Source organism: Bacillus sp. FSL K6-1218 (assembly GCF_038006445.1).
In the GTDB taxonomy this organism is placed as follows: Bacteria; Bacillota; Bacilli; order Bacillales; family Bacillaceae_G; genus Bacillus_A; species Bacillus_A thuringiensis_S.
This window is the reverse complement of record NZ_JBBOVE010000001.1, coordinates 801,263-818,055: the sequence shown is the minus strand read 5'-3', so window position 1 is coordinate 818,055 and position 16,793 is coordinate 801,263. Positions and strand designations below refer to the sequence as shown.

Below are 16,793 nucleotides of genomic sequence, written 5' to 3'. Positions count from 1 at the left end.
AATCCCCCCTCCCTATTATTTTATAGTGCTTTCTTCACAAACCCTTTTGCGTATTTTAGTTTCTCCAGTGCTTCCCCATACTCACACTGCAACAACACCATAACAATCGCAGCTTTTACGTTACGTTCTGCCTTTTCATAATACTCTCCCGCCACTTCATAACTAGCGCCTGTTGCTTCCACAATAATGCGTTTTGATCGTTCTACTAACTTTTCATTTGTAGATTGAACATCTACCATTAAGTTTTTATATACTTTCCCAACACCAATCATAGAAGCTGTTGAAATCATATTAAGTACTAATTTTTGCGCTGTACCAGCCTTTAAACGCGTTGATCCTGTTAATATTTCTGCACCTGTCTCTACTTCCACGTTTAACTTTGCATATTTACTTATTTCAGCATTTTTATTACAAGAAATACTCGCTGTACTCGCTCCTACGCTCTGTGCGTATTTCAAGCCACCAATTACGTAAGGAGTTCTGCCACTTGCAGCAATTCCAATCACTGTGTCTTTCTCATTTAATCCAATACTTTTTAAATCTTCTTCTGCTAACTCTTCGCGATCTTCGGCACCTTCCACCGCTTTAGTAAACGCTTTCAATCCACCTGCTATAAATCCTTGCACCATTTTATCATCCGTGCCAAATGTCGGCGGACATTCCACTGCATCTAGAATACCTAAACGACCACTCGTACCAGCACCAATGTAAATTAAGCGTCCCTCTTCTTCAAAAGATTTAATAACAGTCTGTACAACCTTTTCAATTTGTTCTATCTCTTTTTCAACTGCTAACGCAACAGTTCGATCTTCTTCATTCATACTTTGCAACACTTCTTTTATGCTCATTTCATCCAGATTCATTGTTTTCTCATTACGATGTTCTGTCGATAAATTTTCTAACATATTTCCACCCTCTTTGAAATTATATTTCACACTTTTATTATAACTTTAAGAAACTAAAAATCAATAACTCTTTCTTATTTTATGAAATAAAATTTCACAACATGACATATTTGTGTCAAAGATAATAAAAAAGATGAGTCTCCTCACCTTTTCTTCTACTTTAACTTCCGTAACCGCAACGCTTCTTCTCGCGTCTCCATAAATTGATCCAATACTTTATTGCCAATTCGGTTGAAAGTAATCACATATAAAGCATCAATCATATTCAGTTGCGTCATTCTCGACGCAATACTTGCAATACGATGATCTTGTTCTACATCTGGCATACAAAGACGAATGTCCGCTTCTTTATATAAGGGGGATGATTGATCTAGCTTCGTAATTCCAATAACAGTTGCACCTTGTCTCTTTGCATACTGCGCCATTTCAAGCACATCTCTCGTTCGACCAGATGTTGAAATCGCAACAAATATATCACCTTCTTTTAAATTTGTCACAAGCGGCAACATCATATGAAAATCAGATAGCATCATCGCTGTAAATCCGAGCCGCGTAAATTTATAAGCCCCGTCCATTGCTGGCGTAGCTGATCCGCCTACTCCGTAAAATATAATTTTATCCGCATTGACAATACGATCTGCAGCTTTCTCAAGTTCCTTCTTATCTATCGCAGTAACACTCGCCTCAATCGCAGCTTTATTCACATAAGTGACTTTATTAAACAAATCGTACGGGCCATCTTCCGTATTCATCACTGAAAAATCGTTAATATTATAATCAGCAATCGTTAATTCACGAACGAGTGCTATTTTAAATGCTTTAAAGCTCCCAATCCCAATCGACTTACAAAAGCGAACGACACTCGCTTCACTTGCGCCTGCATTCGTTGACACTTCTTTCGTCGTTAAATTCGGTACAATCTCTGCATTCTCCATTATGTACATGGCAACCTTCTTCTCAGCTGGTGAAAATTGATCCATATTACTTTCAATTTTAAATAGTAATGTTGAAGCTTTCACTATTTAACCTCCACTTCTTACGGTTGCGTTCACTTATTTTCTCTTACTTCAAGAAGGTAAAAACCATCATCGCCAGGAGGATGAAACACATTTACAATGCGATTCCCTTTTTGATAAACAGTTCTTTCTCCTTCTGTCCACTTCTCTTTCCAACCGTTCATCCAAATCGCAACATCAGGTAAAAAAGCAGTATATTTCAGCTTCTGATCGTACTCACCATCTGCTTCTTCCGAAAAAATAGAAACCGGAAAATCTTTCACTTTTGATTCTTTCCATGCAGTAAATGGTATACATACTGCAATAAGTACAATTACACCGATAACCTTCTCCTTCGTAATCTTCACACTTCCCTCTCCTTGTCATATCACATACATAGATTTTACCATAATTACAAACCCTTCATGCTATATGATCGTTGCTTTTAGGAATAAAAAAAGAGCTTACCTACATCAGATAAGCCCTTCCTCTCTATACAAAATATTTCTTCAAAAGTGGCGGTGTAATAATCGTCGTCAATATAACAACAATAACAATCGCTGTGAAATTTTCTTTCGCTAATAAATTCGCCGTAAGTCCATTTGCTGCGATGATAAGCGCTACTTCACCACGTGATACCATCCCCGCACCAATACTAATAGAAGATTGGAGATTAAATCCTGTCAGTCTCGCTCCTAAACCTGATCCGATTAACTTTGTGAAAATTGCAATGAGAGTCATAATAATAATGAACCAAAGCTGGCTTCCAATGCCTTGAAATGTAATTTCCATTCCGATACTTACGAAGAATACTGGAACAAATATTGCATAAGCAATCGGTTCAATTTTATGTTCCACCTCATGCTTATACTCTGTTTGAGAAATAGCAATTCCTGCTGCAAATGCTCCAATAATGCCTGCAATCCCCATCATTTCACTGTAATAAGAAAAAGAGAAGCAAATAATAAGAGCCGCGCTAATTAACGCTTCTGTTACACGAAGCGGGACAAGCATTTTCATAATCCAAGGAACGACTTTCCAAGCAATAAAAACAATACTTACAAAGAAAATAATTTTCTTTGCAATGACAAGTGTTATATTAACATCTTGTGTTCCTAAAAAACTCATTACAAATGCCAATAAAATAACGACAATGACATCATCAAATACGGCAGCACCTAAAATTGTTGTACTTTCTCTCGTATTCATTTTTCCTAGATCACGTAGCGTCTGCACCGTAATACTAACCGATGTTGCGCAAAGTAATAACCCTAAAAAAATGGCATAGGACTGCATTAATCCAAACAGCAATCCTGTTACATAACCACCGATGAAAGGAAAAATAATTCCACCAGCCGCTACTGCAAATGACGATTTCAAATTCCGATTTAACTCTTCTAAATCTGTTTCAAGTCCCGCCATAAACATAAGTAACAAAACACCAATCTCACTCAATTCATCAATCAGTTCAGAACTATTAATAATACCTAATACAGCCGGACCGATAATAATACCGACAATTAACTTACCAAGTACAGAAGGCTGACCAAGTCTTACACTAATGTCACCAGCTAATTTCGTACAAAGTAAAATGACGACAAGTTCAAAATAAAATAACATAGCATCTGCTCCTACTTTAACTTTAATCAGTGGGTCGTTAACCCCCGTCCATTTCTGCAAGTAGTTTCCCCTATTGATCCGCATTTTATTTGTCATATTTTTATTTGACAAAATATTCTGAATTATATTAAGATTAATCCAGCAATTTTAAAAACTACATACCATAACTGCACCTCCACTTCCTTACTTACTCTTTTTTAACGGGCTCATACTATAGTCGTAGTTATGGAAATGAAAAAACGGGGGGAGAGTCCAAAGTGAAGTCATTATTACGAAAAAAAGCGCTTAGTACTGAATCACCAAAGCAGCTAGATAGAACATTAACTGCACTCGATTTAACGTTTCTAGGAATCGGCGCCGTAATTGGGACAGGGATTTTTGTATTAACAGGTATTGTTGCAGCAAAACATTCTGGTCCTGGTATTATGCTATCATTTCTTATTGCTGCATTTACTTGTGCTTGTGTAGCCTTTTGTTATGCTGAATTTGCTTCTTCTATTCCTGTCTCAGGAAGTGTGTATACTTACGCATACATGACAGTCGGAGAAGTCGTCGCCTTCATCGTCGGCTGGTGTTTAATGCTCGAATATTTACTTGCCGTTGCAGCAGTAGCTGTCGGTTGGTCTGGTTATTTACAATCTTTACTACAAGGATTTAACGTCCATCTTCCCGCCATAATCGCCTCGGCCCCTGGCGTAGGAAAAGGTGGTCTCATTGATTTACCAGCTGTCTGCATTTTACTTCTTATTACTGGCCTTTTAAGTTTTGGTATACGCGAAAGCGCACGCATTAATAATATTATGGTTCTTATCAAGTTAGCCGTTATTATCGCCTTTATCGTAGCAGGTGCAAAATATGTAAAACCTGAAAATTGGACACCGTTCATCCCATTCGGATACGACGGTATTATTACTGGGGCTGCCACTGTGTTCTTCGCCTTCTTAGGATTTGATGCAATTGCAACCGCTGCAGAAGAAACGAAAAAACCGCAGCGTGACTTACCAATTGGTATTATCGGTTCTCTTCTTATTTGTACTGTTTTATATATGATTGTATCTTTCGTTTTAACAGGTATGGTTCCTTATACGCAATTAGACGTTTCTGATCCAGTTGCATTTGCATTGCATTTCGTTGGTGAGGATACAATTGCAGGACTACTCGCTGTTGGAGCGATGACTGGAATGACAACCGTTCTCTTAGTCGTTATGTATGGACAAGTTCGCGTTTCGTATGCAATGAGCCGTGATGGTCTACTTCCAAAAGCGTTAGCACGTGTAAATAAAAGAGTAAAAATCCCTTTATTAAATACGTGGATTACTGGCGTTGTTGCTGCTTTATTAGCAGGACTTTTAGATTTACATTTGCTAGCGAATTTAGTAAACATCGGCACGTTAACAGCCTTTACATTCGTTTGCTGCGCAGTACTTATTTTACGAAAAACACACCCTGATTTAAAACGTGGATTCCGTACACCTTTCGTACCTGTATTACCAGTTGTCGCGATTCTTTGCTGCTTATATTTAATGATCAATTTGTCTAAAACAACATGGATTAGCTTTGCAGTTTGGCTTATAGTCGGCTTATGCTTCTATTTCTTCTACTCTAGGAAACATAGTCATTTAGCTATTGAAAAAACAAATGATGAAAAGAAAAAAGCATAACAAAATAGCTCGCCGATAAAACGGCGAGCTACCTTCATATCTTATTATTTTTTTTCGTCAACGATTGTAAAATGATGAATATGCCAATGCAAGCTGTAAACCATGCCCAATTTCCTATTGGTGTCGAGTATTTAACCATTCCAATACCTACAAGCAATAGGAAAATAATCACCTGATATATGAGCTTCCACTTTTGCATATATTCCCTCCTTTACTTCGTTCCCTTCTTTTTATTCTTCCAGGCATTCAAACTATCAAAGAAAAAGTTAATAAATAACGTTCCTAGTCCTGCTAATAAAAAAGTCATTAAAAATAAAACCCAAATACTTTTCTCTTTTAAGAAATAATATCCTACAAGGAGCACAACCGCGATCCATACATATTCAAGAATCCTTTTTAGCTTTTTCTGTTCCAAATTATTCGCTCCTTCATTCTATGCTACTTTTAGTATAACAAAAAAGAAGCCTATCATGATAAGCTTCTTTTCTTCTCTCTTATTTGTTCATACTTTTGTCAACGAGTGAAATCGCATACTCTAATGTACGATTCATCGTTTCTACCTGTGCATCTTTTACTTCCACATCTTTTAATACAGCTTCTGCAACTGTAATTTTTTGTTGCAATGATTTCACTGAACCATCTGTTACATTTACAGCTTGCGCTTTCTTCACTACTGCTTTTGCAGATTCAATATTGATCTGTAATTTTTCTTTCGGTGTTTTTGGTTGTTCTTCTGCCACTTTTGATTGTACAAATGTTACATTAGCTGTTTTTAATTCGTTATACGTTTGAATAATTTGTTCCCCAGTACTTCCTACATTTTCGAACGCTTGCTTTGCAATGTTATAGCTTTTCTCTAGTTCTTGAAATGCTTCCTTTGAATATTGACCTGGCTTATCACCAAATTCATACGTACCAGCTAACACTTCTTTTACTTTTCCAAGCTCTTCAAATAACGCAGTTACTTGCTCTAACTTCGTACGGTTAGAAAACTCATTGTACGCTGCTAATACTTCTGAAGAACTTAACGCTTTACTATATAATTTCGCAAGCGCAATTTGTCCGTTTAACGGAATACCACCATTTCCGTTACTATCAGGATCCGCTCCAAGTGCAAATGGTACGTTTGGATGATACACTTTCCCAGTAGCTGGCTGGCTATTTACTTTTTTACCATCTACGTAAATTGCCACTTCACTTCCGTTATATGTTCCTGTTAAGTGATACGTTTTATTTGCTGCTAATTTCGTTCCAACACGTTTATAGCTACCACCAATATGAGCCCACAGTTCTACAGTTCCATCGCCTGTAGATTCAAAACCAATTCCACCGCTCTCTGTATTTTGCAAAATACCTTGGCCACGGATTTGATTCATTGAAAATACCGTTTCTAGCGTAAATGTATTTGCTACTTTCTCTTTTTGTGCTGCTGAAAATGGAAGGTATCCAAATGTATTAGATTGTCCGTTTAACTTCATAACATTCTTTTTCAATGCTTTATCATATTCAATAGTCACATTGCCCTTCACATCACCTTTTGTACCAAATGGTGAATTGTCTTTAAATGTACCATCTGCAAAGTTTACATCAAAAACATCAGCTTTTGGTACTTTCACATTCGGGTCAATATTATCTTTTTTCGTAGTAATTTCCGCAGTTAACGGCTGCGCGGTTTCATTGCCAAATGAATCAATCGCAAAGACTTCAAGTGTATATGTTTTCCCGCCATCTAATCCTGCAAGCGTAAACGTAAGATCTTTCGGCACTGGATCACGATAAAACTCTGAGAATGCTAACAATTTATTTTTTATTTCACCCGTTTGCTTATCTCTAGCCTGTACACGGTAAGAGTGAACAAGAAGGTTGTCCAATGCTTGCGGGAATGTTACTGTTGCCGCATTTTCTGTTACATTTGATACAGCAAGCTTTGCATCCTTAGCAAAGTAAGGCTTTTCTTTATCACGATCTTCTACATGTGTAAATGTTTCTTTCTTTGCTGGTAATTTAATTTTCCATGGCTCGCCTGTCCAAGAATTCGTATGGAAATCGCGTCGATTAATCGTTACTTCTTTATCGTCTACTTCTACTAATAAACCTTGGCTTAATGCACGCGATTCTGAAGGAGTATTCCCTTGCACTTTGCCACCCTCTACCTCCATATAGCTTACAGAAGAGGTACCAACAGATGTAAAGTCCTTTTGATGAATCGATCTTGGATCATCTAATGGATAATGTGAATGACCTGAAAACGTAATGACTTGCGGATATTCTTTTAATACTGCATTAATTTTTGCACTATCCTTTGTTCCCCATTCTTGGCTACCGTACACTGTATCTTTAATATGTTGATGTAAAAATACAAAAATCGGTTTTTCTGGATCATCTTTTTGCGCCTTTGCCATTTCTTCTTTTAACCAATTAATTTGTTTGTCCGAATAATACCCATGTGTCGTTTCATTTTCTGGAGACATTACGATAAAATGATACCCTTTTACCACTTTATGATAATAAATTGATTCCATTCCTGTTTTTTCTAAGAAACGCTTCTGCGCTCCTTCTACAGATAAACCGTTCCAATAATCATGATTACCAAGAGAATTCATTCGTACTGCATCTTTATTTGCATTTTCGTTATATACTTGCATGAAACGATCATATTGCTGCACAGACCCTGAATCAGTAAAATCTCCCACAATTACGAACGCATCTTGCTTTGGTGCAAGCGTATTGAACTGTTCAATCGCTCTTTTCCAGCGAAACATATCATCTGTTCCACTATTTTTAATATGAACATCACTTACAACTGGGAAAACTATTTTCTTCTCATTTGGTGCCTTTTCTTGCTTTTTCTCTTCCGCTTTGACTGATGTACTCCACGGAAATGATACAAATGCTAATACAAAAACCATCAATAATCCAATAAGACCTTTTACTTTTCGTAAAGCAATTCTTTCCACGTGAATCCTCCTCATAATAATTGATTCATTACAAGGGCTATTTTATCTAATACATGTTAATGTCGTTTAAATAACAAATGAACTTTATTAGATTTTTGTAAATATACAGTTAATTAGAAATTAAGTCCAACATTCCTCGTACTATTGTATACAACCACCTTTTGTCTAAAAGAGTCTGATCATTCTTTTCCTATGACTATTCACATATAATCTTTTCTATAACACTAATGATAAGTTAAGGTTTAAGCCTATTAGACAATTTTAATTTTTAATATTTCCTTCTTTTTTTAACACATCGGCCATGCTTTTACATTTAATAGTAGTAAAAGACAACTTAAAAGGAGGGGTTGTATTGAAGAATAAAAAAAATATCGGCTGTTTCGCTCCTTTATCTATTATTTGTCCAGACCCTTGTCCACCGCCCCCTCCTCCAAATCCAAATTGCGAGCGAGTAACAAATGAATTTGCAGGGAATTTCCTTATAACTAATAACACCATTCCTTCTACCAAAGATGCATCACAATCAATGATACTGTGGCAAAGTGATGGGATACTACTTATATCAGGTACTGTCTCAGTTTACAATAGTACTAGCAGCACAGAAGCAATTACAATTCAGATCGTTGGAGCCGTAACCAATATTTTCACTGTGTTTCCTGGTAATACAATATCGTACACAGGAAAAGACTTACAATCGGTCAGTATTATCAATATAACAAGTAATCCTTCACTATATTTAGAAGGCAAGTACTGTTGTGAATTTACATGTTGCTTATAGAATACCAATTTCATTACTTTCTCAAAAAAAGCATACCGTTCACGGTATGCTTTTTATGAGATTGGATAACGTACTGTAATACAAAACTCACCTTGATTAACAGTCGTTCCTGTCGTAGTAATTCGGACAGTAGTAAAATATCGGACAGTGAAAGTACCACTACTTTGTGGTTGTACAGTAATTGTATCAACTACTGTTGCCCCTACTAAAAAATCAACTGTAATCGGGTTGGCTCCCACATCGTATTTCACGTAACCTGAACCATATACTTCTTGCGTGATATTATTTGTATATACAATTTGAGTACCAGCACCTGTAATAGACCAGTCTGTACATACTTGGTCTTGCACAAGTGTTTTATTAGAACAACAAGACAAACTGGAACTTCTCATTCCCATTTTGAACCTCTCCTATTCTGCTATGAAAGTGGATAACGTGTTGTAATACAAAATTCTCCCTGATACGTTCCAGCAGGTGTTGCAGGTAACACAACTTGTATACTATCAAAGCGGCGATACGTAAAAGCAATACTCGTTCCTGGGTTTAATGTTTGTGTATCAATTGTACCCCCAGCAGAATCAAGTACCTCTACAGTAATTGGGCCTGGTCCAACATCATATTTAACAAAACCAGTACCAACTACGTTTTGGTTAATATTATTTGTATAGAGAACATTATCAATTGCTGTTGCAACTACAGTAGCAGACCACGGACTACACACTTTATCTTGCACATAATTTTTATCTGGACAACAAGTTAATGCTGACCCTGAGCACTCACAAGACATAGTTGTTTCCCCTCTCTCTTTTATATTCCCTATATGTGTATGTACCTCAGAGTCTTTTGCCTGTACTATTCATCTATTTTCAAAAAATATTCAAATGACTAGATAGATTCCGTTTTATTTCTTTTCTTCATATATTTATAGACAAAGATACTAGCAACGATAAGAATAACGCCTCCTAATATCGGTAGCATATATTGCCCAACAACATCCGCTGCCTTTTCCCAATGCGGACCTAATTTCATTCCAAAATAAACATACAAAGTCGTTAACGGGAACATTGCTACAAATGTATATATACTAAATTTCCATATGTTCATTTTCGCCATACCACACGGAACAGAAATAAGCGTTCGAACTCCTGGCACAAAGCGTCCAACAAATGCTACAACCGGTCCATATTTCTCAAAGAAATCATCTGCTTTTTGAATTTGTTCTTCTTTAATGAAGAAGTATTTCCCGTATTTTATTAATAGAGGACGACCGCCGTAATAACCGAGTGCATATAACGTTAAAGGTCCTGTCGTTCCGCCGAGGGTTCCGGCTAGTACAGCAAGCCAAAAATTCATATCTCCCTCGTACACCCAATAACCAACCATGGGCAAAACTACTTCTGCTGGAATAAATTCAAACGTTAATGCTAACACAACTCCAAAATAAGAAAACTGCTTTAAAAACTCGATTATATCTAAAATAATTTGCTCCATATTTTTAACTCCTATCCTACGTTTACGTTATGCTTTTCTTGTAATTGAACTGGCGCCATTTTTACAATTCGGTTCAAAATAAATAACACAATTCCAATATCATCTAAAATACCGATAAACGGTAAGAAGTCTGGAATTAAATCGAGCGGCATCGCAACATAACCAACTAAAAACGCAATAGATAAAATTTTCTTCTTTATTGAAACCTCTTTTGAAGTGAAAAAGTCAAATAGGAATGGAACAAATCGGCGAACATGAAATACAACTCTTAATCTACTAATAAGTTTTTTCATTTTTATATCTCCTCTCTTTGTATACAAAAAGGACCCTACCAAACATGGTAAGGGTCCTAAAAAAGACAATAAGGGGCCTTTACCATTGCTGGTAAAGGTCTCACTAACAACGAAACGTTGCCAATAAAGCCGAGGGTTTCTCCCTGTAATGACGACTTTACTGTAATAAGTTACTCCCCTTTATAGACAATTTTATACACTCACATTAAAATATTTCGAAGGGCTTGTCAATATATTTTATATCTCAGGCTCTCCCGCTTACTCTTCACTAAAAAAGCAAATAAACGTATAGGAAATTTCTTACTATCTCATAATATACATAATCATTTTTAAGGAAAGGAGAGACTACATTTGCATACCGTATGGAAAGGTGCACTCTCACTTGGATTATTAAATATAGGAATCAAACTATACAGTGCCGTAGAAGAAAACGATATAAAATTTTTAAGTCTTCATAAAGAATGCTTAACACCTATTAAATATAAAAAATTTGCTCCTGATTGTACGGATGAAGAAATTGATGATAAAGATATTGTAAAAGCCTATGAATACGCACCTCATAAGTACATTATTATGGATGAAAAAGAATTAGCTGAGTTGCAAAAAGCTCACGAACCAAGATCTATTCGTATTATATCTTTTGTCCAAAATAACGAAATTGATTCTGTTCTCTACGATCGTTCTTATTTTATAGGCCCTACCTCAGGACATGAAAAATCGTATTTATTATTAAAAGAAGCACTTGAACGTACGAATAAACTTGGTCTTATCCATATTTCCATTAGAAAAAAACAACATTTAGCTATTATCCGTAACTTTGAAGATGGGCTTATATTACAAACTATTCACTACCCTAATGAAATTCGCGATATAACAAATACACCTAACTTACCAAGTAATGAAAATTATCCGATTCAAAAACAAGAACTCACCACAGCAATCAATTTAATCCACCATCTTACAAATCCTTTTGAACAAGAAATGTATACAGATGAGTATAAAGAAGCACTTACCGAACTAATCGAAAACAAAATTGAACAACAGGAAAAAACCGAAACAATCTCTCCTGCTCCAAATATCATCAATATTATGGAGACATTACAGGCAAGTATTGAACAAGCAAAAATAAAAAGAGAAAATAAAACAGAAAAAGAGGCCAAATAAAATTGACCTCTTTTTTCTTTAAAGCGGATTACACTTTGGCATCTCAAGTCCAGAAGATTGGGCTAATTTTAATAAGTAATAACATTCTTCTCTTGCCATATGATCCGCCATTCTAGCAGATAATGCACTTAATATTTCATTCGATAACTCCAGCTCTTCAACCTCATGGAGAAAATGCGAAAATAATTTTAACTCAAGTGAAACATCTTTTGTAAACTTCTTTAATGCAGGAAAATGATGAAGCTCTGTCCGTAAGTACCCCGTCATCTCAACTGCCTTTAAGTAAAATTGTTCAAAATGCTTCGTAAATTCTTCGCTTTTCTCTTTTAATCTTTTTTCAACAAGATCTAATCCACCAGAAATAGACCCTGCATGGCCAGCCGCATCCGTTAACCAAACGAGATGATAATGTAATTCATGAAAAACAGGCGGAACTTCTCCTTTCTTTAAAAATTCTAACACCGTTATATATTCTTCTACTTCGTTTACCATATGATTGATGAAAGTTGGCGTAAAATGAATAGTGATTTTTCCCTCGAGTTGTTTCTGTATAATACTTAATTTAAACATTCGTATTTCCTTTGCGGCTCGTTCTGCCTCTTTTGAAAATGCAATGAGATTCACATTATGAACTTTATTTAAAAGATTCGTAAATGTTTCAACAAAGTAAGTAGCTTTCTTTATATCCTCTTTTTCCTTCGGAGCTAATGCATCCAGTAAAAATTGTGCATGATCAGTAAGTACCTTTAGCCAAAATTGATGCTCAAACAACGCACTTTCTTCATAATTTCTCTCCACTAAATCCCCTCCGTTTATTCGGCCTTCTCTATCACTTGAAGTTTGTATCCATCTGGGTCTTGTACTACAATACTCTTCTCACTTTTGTTTTCCGTATATAAAATTTCATAAAACGCTAGCTTCTTTTTTAACTTCTCTATGTTAGAAATCGAAAATGTTAAACCAGCGCATGAATTCGTAACACTCTTCTCTCTTCCTCCTAACATACGATTCATAACAAAACTAATTCTCGTTGAATCGGCATCATACCAAACACCTGTAATATCTAATTGTGGTCTTTCTGAACTAGGTGTTATCCCTAAAATTCCTTCGTAAAAATACAGAGTTTCCTTTAAGTTCTTTACTTCTAACACAATTAAATTTTTTACATTCTCCACATTCATTCCCCCTGCACTTATTACTTTTTTATATGTGTCATAAAGGCCTATTATGTCTGAATACAATACGTAGTAATGGACATTTAAGGAGGTTTATTCGTGAATAAATATATGAGATCATTCGTGCCCTATCATAGTCCTCTCGATCCTTGTCCTCCTATCGGAAAAAAATATTATTCTACTCCTCCTAATTTATTTTTAGGCTTTCAACCGCCAAACTTGCCGCAATTCACACCAAAAGAAGCACTACAAAAAGGGACTTTATGGCCTGTTTTTTATGACTATTATGAAAATCCTTATAAAAAAGGGCGGTGACTACTGACGTGAATCAATCGCTACCAGAAGAATACTATCAGCTTTTACTGGAGCTTCAAGAATTAGACTTTGTACTAGTTGAACTCACTCTTTATTTAGATACACATCCAGATGACACCGCCGCGATTAATCAATTTAATGACTTTTCCTATAAACGGAGAGTATTAAAACAAAAGATGGAAGAAAAATACGGACCACTCCAACAGTTTGGAAACAGCTATTCTAATGCCCCTTGGGAATGGAGCAAAGGACCGTGGCCATGGCAAATATAAAGGAGAGAAACTATGTGGATTTATGAAAAGAAATTACAATACCCAGTTAAAGTGGGAACTTGCAATCCAGCGCTTGCAAAATTATTAATTGAGCAATACGGCGGTGCAGATGGGGAACTAGCTGCTGCACTACGGTACTTAAATCAACGTTATACAATTCCTGATAAAGTCATTGGCCTACTTACTGATATTGGCACAGAAGAATTTGCTCACCTTGAAATGATTGCTACGATGGTTTATAAGCTGACGAAAGATGCGACCCCTGAACAAATGAAAGCTGCTGGTCTTGACCCTCATTACGCTGATCATGACAGTGCTCTTCATTACCATAACGCTGCTGGTGTTCCATTTACTGCAACCTATATACAGGCTAAAGGTGATCCAATTGCCGATCTATACGAGGATATTGCAGCTGAAGAAAAAGCACGCGCAACATATCAATGGCTCATTAACTTATCAGATGATCCAGATATAAATGACAGCCTACGCTTTTTACGTGAACGAGAAATTGTCCATTCACAACGTTTCCGAGAAGCAGTTGAAATTTTAAAAGAAGAACGCGATAAAAAAATATTTTTTTAAAACACGTATCCTAGCGATATGTGTTTTTTTGCGTTAAAAGTTAAATCCTTCCTATTAAACATATAAATAGTATATTTATTCGATTTAATGCATTATTTTTTAATATTTTCAAAATTCCCTATTGCTTTCTAGTCATCAGACCTTTAAAATAATAACAGTTACTCGACAAATTATTTGAATTTTCGACAAAAAATACTCATTAGGAGGATTTTCTTTATATGCGTACAACTTTAAAACCAGCGCAAATACTTTCGATTAGTTTATTACTATTCGCAGTTTTCTTCGGTGCTGGTAATATGATTTTCCCGCCCCTTCTTGGTCTTTCTTCCGGAGAAAATATGTGGGTTTCCATTACAGGATTTATTATTACAGACGTCGGTTTATCTTTACTTGCTATCGTTGCTGTTGCCCTTGCTGGTGGTAGTTTTAACACTTTAGCGAGCCGTGTTCACCCAAAATTCGCAGCAGTATTCGCTATCATTATTTATCTTTCAATCGGCCCACTATTTGTTATTCCACGAACTGGATCTGTATCTTATGAAATCGGGATTGCACCACTTTTCCCAGATCAATGGTATTCTATGTTAGTTTTTAGTGCGATTTTCTTTACAGTCGTTTACTTCTTATCATTAAATCCATCCAAGCTAGTAGATCATATCGGTAAAATATTAACACCAATTTTACTTGTAATTATTGCAATTATGGCAACAAAAGCGATTCTTTCACCAGGAACGTTTGCAGAGCCTATCGGTGACTATAAAGACATCCCGTTTTTCAAAGGATTTCTTGAAGGATTTTTAACGTTAGATGCAATTGGCGCTCTCGTACTATCAACAATTGTTGTAAATGCAATTCGTCAAAACGGTATACAAGAGAAGAAATCTATCGCGAAATATACAATCATTTGCGGAAGCATTGCTGCTCTATTCTTAACAATTGTTTACTTCTTACTCGGTTATATCGGCGCTTCAAACGGCAACTTAGGGCAATTCGAAAACGGTGGTCAACTATTAGCTACTGTTATGTATCAATTCTTTGGGACAAGCGGTAATGTTTTATTAAGTATCGCCATTATCTTCGCTTGTTTAACGACGGCAATTGGTGTTGTAAGTGCATTTGCAAATTACTTCACAACAGTGCTAACAAATGTTTCATACAAAAAGCTTGTGCTATACGTTTGTATCTTTAGCTTCGTTATTTCAAACTTAGGATTAAGCTTATTAATTAAAATCACACTACCTGTATTAATTATTTTGTACCCAATTACAATCATTTTAGTTTTCGTATCATTTATCGACAAATATACGAAACGTAAACCTTCTGTCTACATCGGAGCGATGATCGCAGCATTTATTATTAGCTGTATTCATGCACTTGATAATGTGGAAATGATACCAAGTTTTATCGCTAATATCGTACACACCATTCCTTTTTATAACTTAGGAATTGGCTGGATCATTCCAGCCATAATCGGTGGTATAATTGGATACTTTATTCCGCAAACAGAAGCTGCAGGTGAAGTTTCTACAAAATAAAGAAAAGAAGCAAGCATGAAATCCATGCTTGCTTCTTTTTTCTCTTCACATCGTATGTTTAAAAGTAAATAACTCTTCTTTTGACTGCACAGCAGATTGTTCCTCTTCTATATCAGCCTTCTTTATCTCTCCGCCTAACCTTACTTTCATCATTGCCTCTTCTATACTTTTTACGATCATATTTCCTGAAAAAATGGTAAGTCCAAAAAATGTAATGGGAACGAGCGGGATCCACGGATTCACTGTTAATGATCTAAAATAGACTCCAATTAAGCCTGACCATTCATGTGTGTATGATTCTATTTCTTCTATCGGTCCTAAAAACTGAACTGTTCCGCCAAAGAATATTTCTAGTAACCCTAAGTGCAGTAAAATAGTAAGAGTTTGCGTAAACTGCTGAAAAAATACAAGTATAAACGTCATATAGAGATGCGGGAAAATATGCTTTATAACAATATGCCTTCTCGATCCACCTAATATGCACGCAGCTTCAATAAATTCTTCGGTTCTCAACTTACGGACTTCCTTCGCAACATACAGTGCAATAACTGGCATCACAAGCATTACAAGTAATAAAACTTGAAACGAAGCCCTTTCAAAAAAGGTTGTTGTTTCCTCTCCACTCCCAAATGCATTTGCAAAGTGAAGAAAAAAGTACGCAATCATAACTGTTGGAATAACTGTAAAACTATCAAAGAAAGCCTCAATTTTTGAAAACCCTCTTTTTACATATGTTCCAAGCACAACACCAAAAAACACACCTATCACCATTCTAAGTGCCGCAATTAAAATAGATATACCAATCGTCCACTTCGCACCTTCAATGACTAAATGTAACAGGTCGTATCCTTTCCGGTCTGTCCCGAGTAAAAATTGTGATGAAGGTGAAAACGGTGGCACTTGTGGATTTTCATCCGCATCATATTGCAATGTAACTTGCCTAATGTGTCCATCATTCCATAACGTATTTCCGATGCTCAAAAGAACTAATAGGAGAAGAAACCCAATGCTTATCCAAAATCTTTTATCACGTTTTATATACGTCCACAT

22 protein-coding genes are annotated in these 16,793 nt (G+C 36.0%); 7 read left to right on the top strand and 15 right to left on the bottom strand.

Translation table 11 applies throughout. From position 1 onward, the window contains the following. Window positions 1-20: 20 nt before the first annotated feature. The 4 genes from murQ to MHI26_RS04230 form a co-directional block, all read right to left on the bottom strand. Complete coding sequence (gene murQ / locus MHI26_RS04245; RefSeq protein ID WP_000892346.1) at window positions 21-905, bottom strand: N-acetylmuramic acid 6-phosphate etherase; 885 nt, start codon at window positions 903-905, stop codon at window positions 21-23. Between the two features lie 155 nt (window positions 906-1,060). Further along, window positions 1,061-1,924 (bottom strand): MurR/RpiR family transcriptional regulator, encoded by an 864-nt coding sequence (locus tag MHI26_RS04240; RefSeq protein ID WP_000648167.1) that lies wholly within the window; start codon window positions 1,922-1,924, stop codon window positions 1,061-1,063. 29 nt (window positions 1,925-1,953) lie between these two features. Further along, entirely contained in the window at window positions 1,954-2,268 is a 315-nt protein-coding gene (locus MHI26_RS04235) for a hypothetical protein (RefSeq protein WP_000704955.1), read from the bottom strand. A gap of 124 nt (window positions 2,269-2,392) precedes the next feature. Next, a complete protein-coding gene (locus MHI26_RS04230) occupies window positions 2,393-3,616 on the bottom strand; it encodes a cation:proton antiporter (protein WP_061667666.1) in 1,224 nt (407 codons plus the stop codon). Window positions 3,617-3,777: 161 nt separating this feature from the next. Between MHI26_RS04230 and MHI26_RS04225 the strand changes: the two genes are divergently transcribed. Further along, a complete protein-coding gene (locus tag MHI26_RS04225) occupies window positions 3,778-5,181 on the top strand; it encodes an amino acid permease (protein WP_061667632.1) in 1,404 nt (467 codons plus the stop codon). A 34-nt stretch (window positions 5,182-5,215) separates the two neighbouring features. Here MHI26_RS04225 and MHI26_RS04220 read toward each other — a convergent pair whose 3' ends face one another. From MHI26_RS04220 to MHI26_RS04205, 4 genes are all read right to left on the bottom strand, one after another. Further along, window positions 5,216-5,380, bottom strand: coding sequence for a hypothetical protein (locus MHI26_RS04220; RefSeq protein ID WP_086406527.1), 165 nt, complete (start codon window positions 5,378-5,380; stop codon window positions 5,216-5,218). A gap of 12 nt (window positions 5,381-5,392) precedes the next feature. Further along, window positions 5,393-5,596 carry a hypothetical protein gene (locus MHI26_RS04215; RefSeq protein ID WP_000435797.1) on the bottom strand — a complete coding sequence of 68 codons (204 nt, stop codon included), beginning with the start codon at window positions 5,594-5,596 and terminating at the stop codon, window positions 5,393-5,395. A 79-nt stretch (window positions 5,597-5,675) separates the two neighbouring features. Further along, window positions 5,676-8,138 (bottom strand): LamG-like jellyroll fold domain-containing protein, encoded by a 2,463-nt coding sequence (locus tag MHI26_RS04210; protein ID WP_000439560.1) that lies wholly within the window; start codon window positions 8,136-8,138, stop codon window positions 5,676-5,678. A gap of 261 nt (window positions 8,139-8,399) precedes the next feature. Continuing rightward, the gene (locus MHI26_RS04205) at window positions 8,400-8,648 is read right to left on the bottom strand and encodes a hypothetical protein (RefSeq protein ID WP_003306373.1); all 249 of its coding nucleotides are present in this window, start codon (window positions 8,646-8,648) and stop codon (window positions 8,400-8,402) included. On the opposite strand from MHI26_RS04205, the gene MHI26_RS04200 reads away from it, so the two are divergent. Then, window positions 8,533-8,916, top strand: a complete 384-nt coding sequence (locus MHI26_RS04200; RefSeq protein ID WP_232294445.1) for an S-Ena type endospore appendage — start codon at window positions 8,533-8,535, stop codon at window positions 8,914-8,916. The two genes, MHI26_RS04205 and MHI26_RS04200, sit on opposite strands and share 116 nt — an antisense overlap. Window positions 8,917-8,969: 53 nt before the next feature. Here MHI26_RS04200 and MHI26_RS04195 read toward each other — a convergent pair whose 3' ends face one another. The 4 genes from MHI26_RS04195 to MHI26_RS04180 all read right to left on the bottom strand — a co-directional run bounded on the left by MHI26_RS04195 (window position 8,970) and on the right by MHI26_RS04180 (window position 10,700). Continuing rightward, window positions 8,970-9,314: a DUF3992 domain-containing protein gene (locus MHI26_RS04195; RefSeq protein ID WP_000525819.1), complete on the bottom strand. Its 345-nt coding sequence runs from the start codon at window positions 9,312-9,314 to the stop codon at window positions 8,970-8,972. A gap of 20 nt (window positions 9,315-9,334) precedes the next feature. Beyond that, window positions 9,335-9,703, bottom strand: coding sequence for a DUF3992 domain-containing protein (locus tag MHI26_RS04190; RefSeq protein ID WP_001277542.1), 369 nt, complete (start codon window positions 9,701-9,703; stop codon window positions 9,335-9,337). A 98-nt stretch (window positions 9,704-9,801) separates the two neighbouring features. Continuing rightward, window positions 9,802-10,407 (bottom strand): DedA family protein, encoded by a 606-nt coding sequence (locus MHI26_RS04185; RefSeq protein WP_000435017.1) that lies wholly within the window; start codon window positions 10,405-10,407, stop codon window positions 9,802-9,804. A gap of 11 nt (window positions 10,408-10,418) precedes the next feature. After that, the gene (locus tag MHI26_RS04180; protein ID WP_000733844.1) at window positions 10,419-10,700 is read right to left on the bottom strand and encodes a YkvA family protein; all 282 of its coding nucleotides are present in this window, start codon (window positions 10,698-10,700) and stop codon (window positions 10,419-10,421) included. A gap of 351 nt (window positions 10,701-11,051) precedes the next feature. Between MHI26_RS04180 and ku the strand changes: the two genes are divergently transcribed. Further along, complete coding sequence (ku, locus tag MHI26_RS04175; protein WP_061667633.1) at window positions 11,052-11,864, top strand: non-homologous end joining protein Ku; 813 nt, start codon at window positions 11,052-11,054, stop codon at window positions 11,862-11,864. 18 nt (window positions 11,865-11,882) lie between these two features. On the opposite strand, the gene MHI26_RS04170 is transcribed toward ku, so the two are convergent. Together MHI26_RS04170 and MHI26_RS04165 are read right to left on the bottom strand one after the other, a co-directional pair. After that, a complete protein-coding gene (locus MHI26_RS04170) occupies window positions 11,883-12,662 on the bottom strand; it encodes a DUF2935 domain-containing protein (RefSeq protein WP_000440972.1) in 780 nt (259 codons plus the stop codon). Window positions 12,663-12,676: 14 nt separating this feature from the next. Next, entirely contained in the window at window positions 12,677-13,045 is a 369-nt protein-coding gene (locus MHI26_RS04165; protein WP_080546776.1) for a VOC family protein, read from the bottom strand. 93 nt (window positions 13,046-13,138) lie between these two features. Between MHI26_RS04165 and MHI26_RS04160 the strand changes: the two genes are divergently transcribed. From MHI26_RS04160 to brnQ2, 4 genes are all read left to right on the top strand, one after another. After that, on the top strand, window positions 13,139-13,354 hold the full coding sequence (locus MHI26_RS04160) for a spore coat associated protein CotJA (RefSeq protein WP_001046257.1): 216 nt from the start codon (window positions 13,139-13,141) through the stop codon (window positions 13,352-13,354). Window positions 13,355-13,362: 8 nt separating this feature from the next. Further along, window positions 13,363-13,626: a spore coat protein CotJB gene (locus MHI26_RS04155; protein ID WP_001076510.1), complete on the top strand. Its 264-nt coding sequence runs from the start codon at window positions 13,363-13,365 to the stop codon at window positions 13,624-13,626. A gap of 12 nt (window positions 13,627-13,638) precedes the next feature. Further along, window positions 13,639-14,208 carry a spore coat protein CotJC gene (cotJC, locus tag MHI26_RS04150; RefSeq protein ID WP_000265273.1) on the top strand — a complete coding sequence of 190 codons (570 nt, stop codon included), beginning with the start codon at window positions 13,639-13,641 and terminating at the stop codon, window positions 14,206-14,208. Between the two features lie 218 nt (window positions 14,209-14,426). Then, window positions 14,427-15,743, top strand: a complete 1,317-nt coding sequence (brnQ2, locus tag MHI26_RS04145) for a branched-chain amino acid transport system II carrier protein BrnQ2 (RefSeq protein WP_061667634.1) — start codon at window positions 14,427-14,429, stop codon at window positions 15,741-15,743. 45 nt (window positions 15,744-15,788) lie between these two features. Here brnQ2 and MHI26_RS04140 read toward each other — a convergent pair whose 3' ends face one another. Beyond that, window positions 15,789-16,793, bottom strand: a complete 1,005-nt coding sequence (locus tag MHI26_RS04140) for an ABC transporter permease (protein WP_061667635.1) — start codon at window positions 16,791-16,793, stop codon at window positions 15,789-15,791.

Excerpts from the sequence above, each read along its gene's own strand:
- murQ (WP_000892346.1), bottom strand. The coding sequence starts at position 905 with ATGTTAGAAAATTTATCGACAGAACATCGTAATGAGAAAACAATGAAT.
- MHI26_RS04230 (WP_061667666.1), bottom strand. The coding sequence starts at position 3,616 with ATGACAAATAAAATGCGGATCAATAGGGGAAACTACTTGCAGAAATGG.
- MHI26_RS04220 (WP_086406527.1), bottom strand. The coding sequence starts at position 5,380 with ATGCAAAAGTGGAAGCTCATATATCAGGTGATTATTTTCCTATTGCTT.
- MHI26_RS04195 (WP_000525819.1), bottom strand. The coding sequence starts at position 9,314 with ATGGGAATGAGAAGTTCCAGTTTGTCTTGTTGTTCTAATAAAACACTT.
- MHI26_RS04190 (WP_001277542.1), bottom strand. The coding sequence starts at position 9,703 with ATGTCTTGTGAGTGCTCAGGGTCAGCATTAACTTGTTGTCCAGATAAA.
- MHI26_RS04185 (WP_000435017.1), bottom strand. The coding sequence starts at position 10,407 with ATGGAGCAAATTATTTTAGATATAATCGAGTTTTTAAAGCAGTTTTCT.
- MHI26_RS04180 (WP_000733844.1), bottom strand. The coding sequence starts at position 10,700 with ATGAAAAAACTTATTAGTAGATTAAGAGTTGTATTTCATGTTCGCCGA.
- MHI26_RS04165 (WP_080546776.1), bottom strand. The coding sequence starts at position 13,045 with ATGAATGTGGAGAATGTAAAAAATTTAATTGTGTTAGAAGTAAAGAAC.
- cotJC (WP_000265273.1), top strand. The coding sequence starts at position 13,639 with ATGTGGATTTATGAAAAGAAATTACAATACCCAGTTAAAGTGGGAACT.
- brnQ2 (WP_061667634.1), top strand. The coding sequence starts at position 14,427 with ATGCGTACAACTTTAAAACCAGCGCAAATACTTTCGATTAGTTTATTA.
- MHI26_RS04140 (WP_061667635.1), bottom strand. The coding sequence starts at position 16,793 with ATGTGGACGTATATAAAACGTGATAAAAGATTTTGGATAAGCATTGGG.